The following is a 5858-nucleotide window of genomic DNA, read 5'->3' as shown; positions in this document are numbered from 1 at the left end:
AGGGCCCGGGCGGTGCGGGCGCGCGCCTCGGCGATGCGGCGCCGCTCCTCGACCACGTCGGGGACGACGCGCTTGGCGGCGTCGGTGGGCGTGGCGGCACGCAGGTCGGCGACGAGGTCCGACAGCGGGGAGTCGGGCTCGTGCCCGATCGCCGAGACGACCGGCGTGCGGCACCGCGAGATCGCGCGGATCAACGCCTCGTCGGAGAAGGGGAGGAGGTCCTCGACGGAGCCGCCGCCGCGGGCGAGGATGATGACGTCGACGACGGGGTCCGCGTCCAGCTCGGCCAGCGCGTCGAGGATCTGGGGCACGGCCGACACGCCCTGCACGGCCGTGTTCCGCACGGCGAAACGCACGTCCGGCCAGCGGCCACGGGCGACCTCGACCACGTCGCGCTCGGCGGCGCTCGCCCGGCCCGTGATCAGACCGACGCACGTCGGCAGGAACGGCAGCGGTCGCTTGAGGCGGGGATCGAACAGGCCCTCCGCGGCCAGGGCCTGCTTGAGCCGCTCGATGCGCGCCAGCAGTTCGCCCACGCCGACCGGGCGGATCTCCGAGACCTGCAGCGAGAACGAGCCGCGGCCCGTGTAGAAGCGCGGCGTCCCGCGGACCACGACCCGGCTGCCCTCCGTGACCGGGACGGGTGACTCGGAGATGAGCCGGGGCGGGCACGTCAGCGTCAGCGAATTGTCAACGGACGGGTCACGCAACGTGAGGAAGGCCGTGCGGGTGCCCGGGCGCAGACTCAACTGGGTGATCTGACCCTCGACCCACACCGCGCCCAGGCGGTGGATCCACGCGGCGATCTGGTCCGAGACGACCCGGACCGGCCACGGTGACTCAGGGCTGCTCGGGGTGCCGGGAGAGGAGGCGCTCACGCGTCGCGGGGGGTGACGCGGCCCGTCGGCACGTCCGGATCGTCATCGTCGTCACCGCCGCCGCGGGGCGCCCGCGACGAACCGTACACCCGGTAGGACACGTCGAGGACCTCCTCGGTCTGGTCCTCGTCGAACGTCGCCCACTCCGGCTGATCCGACCGGGCGGGGAAGACCGAGGCGAGCACCCTGTCGCCCTTGACGGCCAGGTCGGTGAGGGTCTGCCCCGCGTGCAGGTACGACTGCACCAGGCCGCCGGCGACCCGCACGGGCACGCCGGGCAGCGTGGACACCGCCTCGATCGCGCGGCCGGGCAGGGCCACGACGCGCTCGGCCGCGGTGGCGGCCAGACCGATCGAGGCACGGGTCAGGAACAGTGGTCGGAGCATGCGGACCTCTCTGCCGGGGGGCGTGCGGGAGGCGTAATGGTCGAAATCCAGTATGAACCGTACCCTGGTGACATGACCGAGCAGACCGACATGATCGCCGAACCGGCAACCAAGCGGGTACTACTCGCGGAACCGCGCGGCTACTGTGCCGGCGTCGACCGAGCCGTCGAGACGGTCGAGAAAGCCCTGGAGAAGCACGGGGCGCCGCTGTACATGCGCAAGGAGATCGTCCACAACAAGTACGTGGTGGAGTCCTTCACCAAGCGTGGGGTGATCTTCGTCGACGAGACCGACGAGGTGCCCCAGGGCGCGAATCTCGTGTTCTCCGCCCACGGGGTCTCGCCCGCGGTCCGGGAGAGCGCCAAGCAGCTGGAGCTCACCACCTTCGACGCCACCTGCCCGCTCGTGACCAAGGTGCACACCGAGGTCAAGCGCTTCGCCCGTGAGGGCTACCAGATCCTTCTGGTCGGCCACGAGGGCCACGAGGAGGTCGAGGGCACCGCCGGCGAGGCACCCGACGTGGTGACCCTGGTCGACGGACCGGACGCCGTCGACTCCCTCGAGGTGCCGACGGACACGGAGAAGCTCATCTGGCTGTCCCAGACCACGTTGAGCGTGGACGAGACCATGGAGACGGTCCGCCGCCTCAAGGAGAAGTACCCCACGCTCATCGACCCGCCGTCCGACGACATCTGCTACGCCACGCAGAACCGTCAGAGCGCGGTCAAGGCGATGGCGCCCCAGTGCGATCTGGTGATCGTGGTGGGTTCGCGGAATTCCTCGAACTCCGTGCGGTTGGTCGAGGTGGCCCTCCAGGCCGGCGCGGATGCCGCCCATCTGGTGGACTACGCCGACGAGATCGACCTGGCGTGGCTCGAGGGGGTCACCACCGTGGGGGTGACGTCCGGCGCGTCCGTTCCGGAGATCCTCGTCCGCGGGGTGCTCGAGCTCCTCGGCGAGCACGGGTACAGCGACGTGTCGACCGTCAAGACCGCGCAGGAGACCATCACCTTCGCCCTGCCCCGCGAGCTGCGGATGCCGCAGAAGGCCTGACCCGACCGCCCGCTCCACGCGGGCCGGAGGGCACTCACCGCCCCGGTACGCCCCGCCTCAGCGGCGGGCGTGTGCCGGGGCGGCGCGCTGGATGTAGGGGGCAGCCGGCCGCGCGGGCCGCGGCTCCAGCACGAGCGCCCGGATCAGGGCTATCGCGATGACGACGACGGTCGTGGCGACCATCAGGGGGAACCGGGTCGCCAACGGCAGGGCGACCGAGACGATCTGCGTCCGCGAGAACACGTCCGTGCCCGAGCCCGCCCCGGAGATGACGTAGACCAGCGGCACCAGCAGCGTCATGATGATCGGCGGCTGGACCCCGGCGACGAACAGCGAGCGCCGCGAGACCGCGAGCACCGACACCACGCACCCGAGGACGAACGCGACGGTGAACCCGGCGCCGAGCTCGCCCGAGACCGAGTCGATGGCCACGCCGGTCAGCGTGATGGCCACCGCCAGCAGGACCGCGGTCCAGGCGGGCAGGCCGCGCATCGAGGAGACCACGGACCTCTCGTCCGCGGGCACCCGGCCACTCCTGCGTCTACTCACGGGAGATGACTCTAACCGCCCAGCCGACGGGCGAGGAAACGACCGAAACGACGCAGCGGGTTGGGCTTGGCCGCCTCCTCCTCCTCCTGCGGGGAGGGCCGCGTGCCGGTGACCGCCTTGGGGTCGGTGATGCCGGGTTCGGGCGGGAGCTGATCCGATAACGGCGGAGCGGCGAGGCCGGCGTCGCCGCCCACCTCGTCGTCGTCACCCGTCACGGCGACCCCCGCACCACCCGGTGCCGACGCGGCGGCGGCCGCCGTGCGCGCTCCGGACGAGCCCGAGCCCGGCGGGGCGATATCCGGCCGTTCGTCGATCATCCCGGCCATGATCGCGGTGCTGCTCTTACGGAGCGGAGCGAACCGCGAGCTGGACATCTCCCCGAGCCAGGCCGTCAGGCGGCCCTCGTCGGTGGCAGAGGCCAGATCGGAGGCGGTGACGTCTCCGGTGCGCAGATCGATCTGCTCGTTGATGTACCGGATGACCACCGCGGCCACAGCGAGGATCGGCACGGCGAGGAACGCGCCTATGATGCCGAAGAGCGTGCTGCCCGCGGCCACACCCAGGAGGATGACGCCCGGATGCAGGTTCATGGCGCGCGACTGCAGGATCGGCTGGAGGACGTTGCCCTCGAGCTGCTGTACGGCGATGATGACCACCAGGACGATGATCGCGGTGGTGAACCCGTTGGCCACCAGCGCGATGAGCACGGCGAGCGCTCCGGCGGTGAACGCACCGACGATGGGGATGAAGCCCGCGATGAAGGTGATGACCGCCAACGCCCACGCCAGCGGTACGCCCAGGATCACGAGCGCGAGGCCGATGAGCACGGCGTCGACGAACGAGACGATCGCCTGGGCGCGGATGTAGCCGCCCAGTGTGTTCCACGCCCGGGTGAGGACCTCGGTGAGGTGGCGGCCGGCGGTGCGGCCGGTGTTGCGACGCACGAACGGCAGGAACCGCGGCCCGTCCTTGATGAAGAAGAACGTGAGCATCAACACCAGGACCAGGGTGACGACGAACGATCCCACCGCGCTGACTCCGGTGAACACGCCGGACGCGATCTGGTCGCCCCGGTCCTGCAGCGTCGAGCTGAGCTGGTCCAGCAGGCCGTCCAGCTGCTCGTCACGGATGTTGAGCGGCGGCCCCCGCAGCCAGTCCTGGACCTCGGTGATCGCCTCGGACGTCTGGTCGGCGAGCTGCACGCTCTGCTCCACGATCGACGGGGCGATCAGTGCGATGACGCCGGTCAGCAGCCCCAGGGAGCCGATGATCGACAGCATGGCGGCCAGGCTTTTGGGCACCTTGTGCCGCACCATCCAGCCCGTCACGGGCCACAGGACGGTGGAGATGATCAGCGCCAACAGGATCGGCAGGATCCCCACCCACAGCGCGCCGCCGATCCGCGAGATGAGCCATCCCGCGACCAGCAGGATGGCCAGGCGCAGGGCCCAGTCGGTGACCCATCGCCCACCCAGGCCGATGAGTACGGACCGGTCGACGTGCTGTTCCTGATCCTCGACGGGGGGATGCGGCTTCGGCTCGTCGCTCATGGGAGTCATCTTGTCAGAGGCCGCGTCGGTGCGCTCCCTGTGACGGCCCGACGGCCGCGGGGGAGGGCCGCAGGCCGCGGTCCGTAGACTGTGGCCTCGTGAGCCTCACCCTCGGAATCGTCGGACTGCCCAACGTCGGTAAGTCGACCCTGTTCAACGCCCTGACGAACAACGACGTCCTCGCGGCGAACTATCCGTTCGCCACCATCGAGCCCAACGTCGGCGTGGTCGACCTGCCCGATCCCCGCCTCAACCGACTCGCCGAGATCTTCGGCTCCGAGCGGATCCTGCCCGCCGTCGTGTCGTTCGTCGACATCGCGGGCATCGTCAAGGGCGCCAGCACCGGCGAGGGCATGGGCAACAAGTTCCTCGCCAACATCCGTGAGGCCGATGCCATCTGCCAGGTCGTGCGCGTCTTCGACGACCCGGACGTCATCCACGTGGACGGCAAGGTCGACCCGATGGCCGACATCGAGGTGATCGCCACCGAGCTGATCCTCGCCGATCTGGAGACCATCGAGAAGGCGCTGCCGCGGATCGAGAAGGACGCCCGCAAGGACAAGTCGCTGGTGGCGCAGCTCGAGGAGATCCGCAAGGCCCAGGCCGTGCTCGAGGACGGGCGCACCCTGTTCAAGGCCCAGGACGAGATCGACCGCGGCCTCCTGCGCGATCTGCACCTCATGACCGCCAAGCCGTTCCTCTACGTCTTCAACGCCGACGAGTCGGTGCTGACGAGCGACGAGCGCAAGGCCGAGCTCAGCGCCGCCGTCGCGCCCGCCGACGCCGTGTTCCTCGACGCCAAGGTCGAGGCCGAGCTGCAGGAGCTCGACGAGGACGACGCCATGGAGCTGCTCGAGTCGATCGGCCAGACCGAGCCCGGCCTGAACGCGCTCGCTCGCGCAGGCTTCCACACCCTCGGGCTGCAGACCTACCTCACCGCCGGCCCCAAGGAGTCGCGCGCCTGGACCATCCGCAAGGGCGACACCGCCCCCAAGGCCGCCGGCGTCATCCACACCGACTTCGAGAAGGGCTTCATCAAGGCCGAGATCGTCTCGTTCGACGACCTCGACGCCGCCGGCTCGATGGCCGCGGCCAAGGCCGCCGGCAAGGTGCGCATGGAGGGCAAGGACTACGTCATGGTCGACGGCGACGTGGTGGAGTTCAGGACAGGACTTCCGTCTCCGAGCAAGAAGTAGACCGTCATGGTGAATGAGCGAGTTGCCAGAGGCTCGGTTAGGCACGGTGCTACTCGTTCGACGACTACGACGTCGTTGATGAGCCCATTGCCGCGGCGATATCGAAGGCATCGAGGGCGAACAGGAGGCCAACTGCAGGTTGGTTGAGCTCGCCAGCCTTGTGCGCTGAACGCGATCCGCTTGATTGCCAGGTCGTGACATCGTCGACGTCATACCCGCTAGTGTCGCGTGTCGTTAGTTCCTAAA

The 5858-nt window shown here is 69.7% G+C and carries 6 protein-coding genes; 2 read left to right on the top strand and 4 right to left on the bottom strand.

Going from position 1 to position 5858, the window contains the following annotated elements; all coding sequences use genetic code 11:
• A partial coding sequence (xseA, locus tag HMPREF3086_RS10655) for an exodeoxyribonuclease VII large subunit (protein ID WP_070721782.1) occupies positions 1-878 on the bottom strand: 878 nt, incomplete at its 3' end.
• Positions 875-1264: a hypothetical protein gene (locus HMPREF3086_RS10650; RefSeq protein ID WP_070721781.1), complete on the bottom strand. Its 390-nt coding sequence runs from the start codon at positions 1262-1264 to the stop codon at positions 875-877. The genes HMPREF3086_RS10650 and xseA, both read right to left, overlap by 4 nt.
• Positions 1265-1336: 72 nt before the next feature.
• On the opposite strand from HMPREF3086_RS10650, the gene HMPREF3086_RS10645 reads away from it, so the two are divergent.
• Positions 1337-2317 carry a 4-hydroxy-3-methylbut-2-enyl diphosphate reductase gene (locus HMPREF3086_RS10645; RefSeq protein ID WP_070721786.1) on the top strand — a complete coding sequence of 327 codons (981 nt, stop codon included), beginning with the start codon at positions 1337-1339 and terminating at the stop codon, positions 2315-2317.
• 57 nt (positions 2318-2374) lie between these two features.
• Here HMPREF3086_RS10645 and HMPREF3086_RS10640 read toward each other — a convergent pair whose 3' ends face one another.
• Positions 2375-2866: a DUF6542 domain-containing protein gene (locus tag HMPREF3086_RS10640; RefSeq protein WP_246830965.1), complete on the bottom strand. Its 492-nt coding sequence runs from the start codon at positions 2864-2866 to the stop codon at positions 2375-2377.
• Positions 2867-2877: 11 nt separating this feature from the next.
• Complete coding sequence (locus HMPREF3086_RS10635) at positions 2878-4416, bottom strand: AI-2E family transporter (RefSeq protein WP_070721779.1); 1539 nt, start codon at positions 4414-4416, stop codon at positions 2878-2880.
• 98 nt (positions 4417-4514) lie between these two features.
• On the opposite strand from HMPREF3086_RS10635, the gene ychF reads away from it, so the two are divergent.
• On the top strand, positions 4515-5612 hold the full coding sequence (ychF, locus tag HMPREF3086_RS10630; RefSeq protein ID WP_070721776.1) for a redox-regulated ATPase YchF: 1098 nt from the start codon (positions 4515-4517) through the stop codon (positions 5610-5612).
• Positions 5613-5858: the final 246 nt, after the last annotated feature.

The sequence above is a fragment of the Dietzia sp. HMSC21D01 genome (assembly GCF_001815995.1).
Classification (GTDB): domain Bacteria; phylum Actinomycetota; class Actinomycetes; order Mycobacteriales; family Mycobacteriaceae; genus Dietzia; species Dietzia cinnamea.
Note: the sequence above shows the minus strand (reverse complement) of the source record. Positions and strands in the feature narration are given on the sequence as shown.

Excerpts from the sequence above, each read along its gene's own strand:
- HMPREF3086_RS10650 (WP_070721781.1), bottom strand. The coding sequence starts at position 1,264 with ATGCTCCGACCACTGTTCCTGACCCGTGCCTCGATCGGTCTGGCCGCC.
- HMPREF3086_RS10645 (WP_070721786.1), top strand. The coding sequence starts at position 1,337 with ATGACCGAGCAGACCGACATGATCGCCGAACCGGCAACCAAGCGGGTA.
- HMPREF3086_RS10635 (WP_070721779.1), bottom strand. The coding sequence starts at position 4,416 with ATGAGCGACGAGCCGAAGCCGCATCCCCCCGTCGAGGATCAGGAACAG.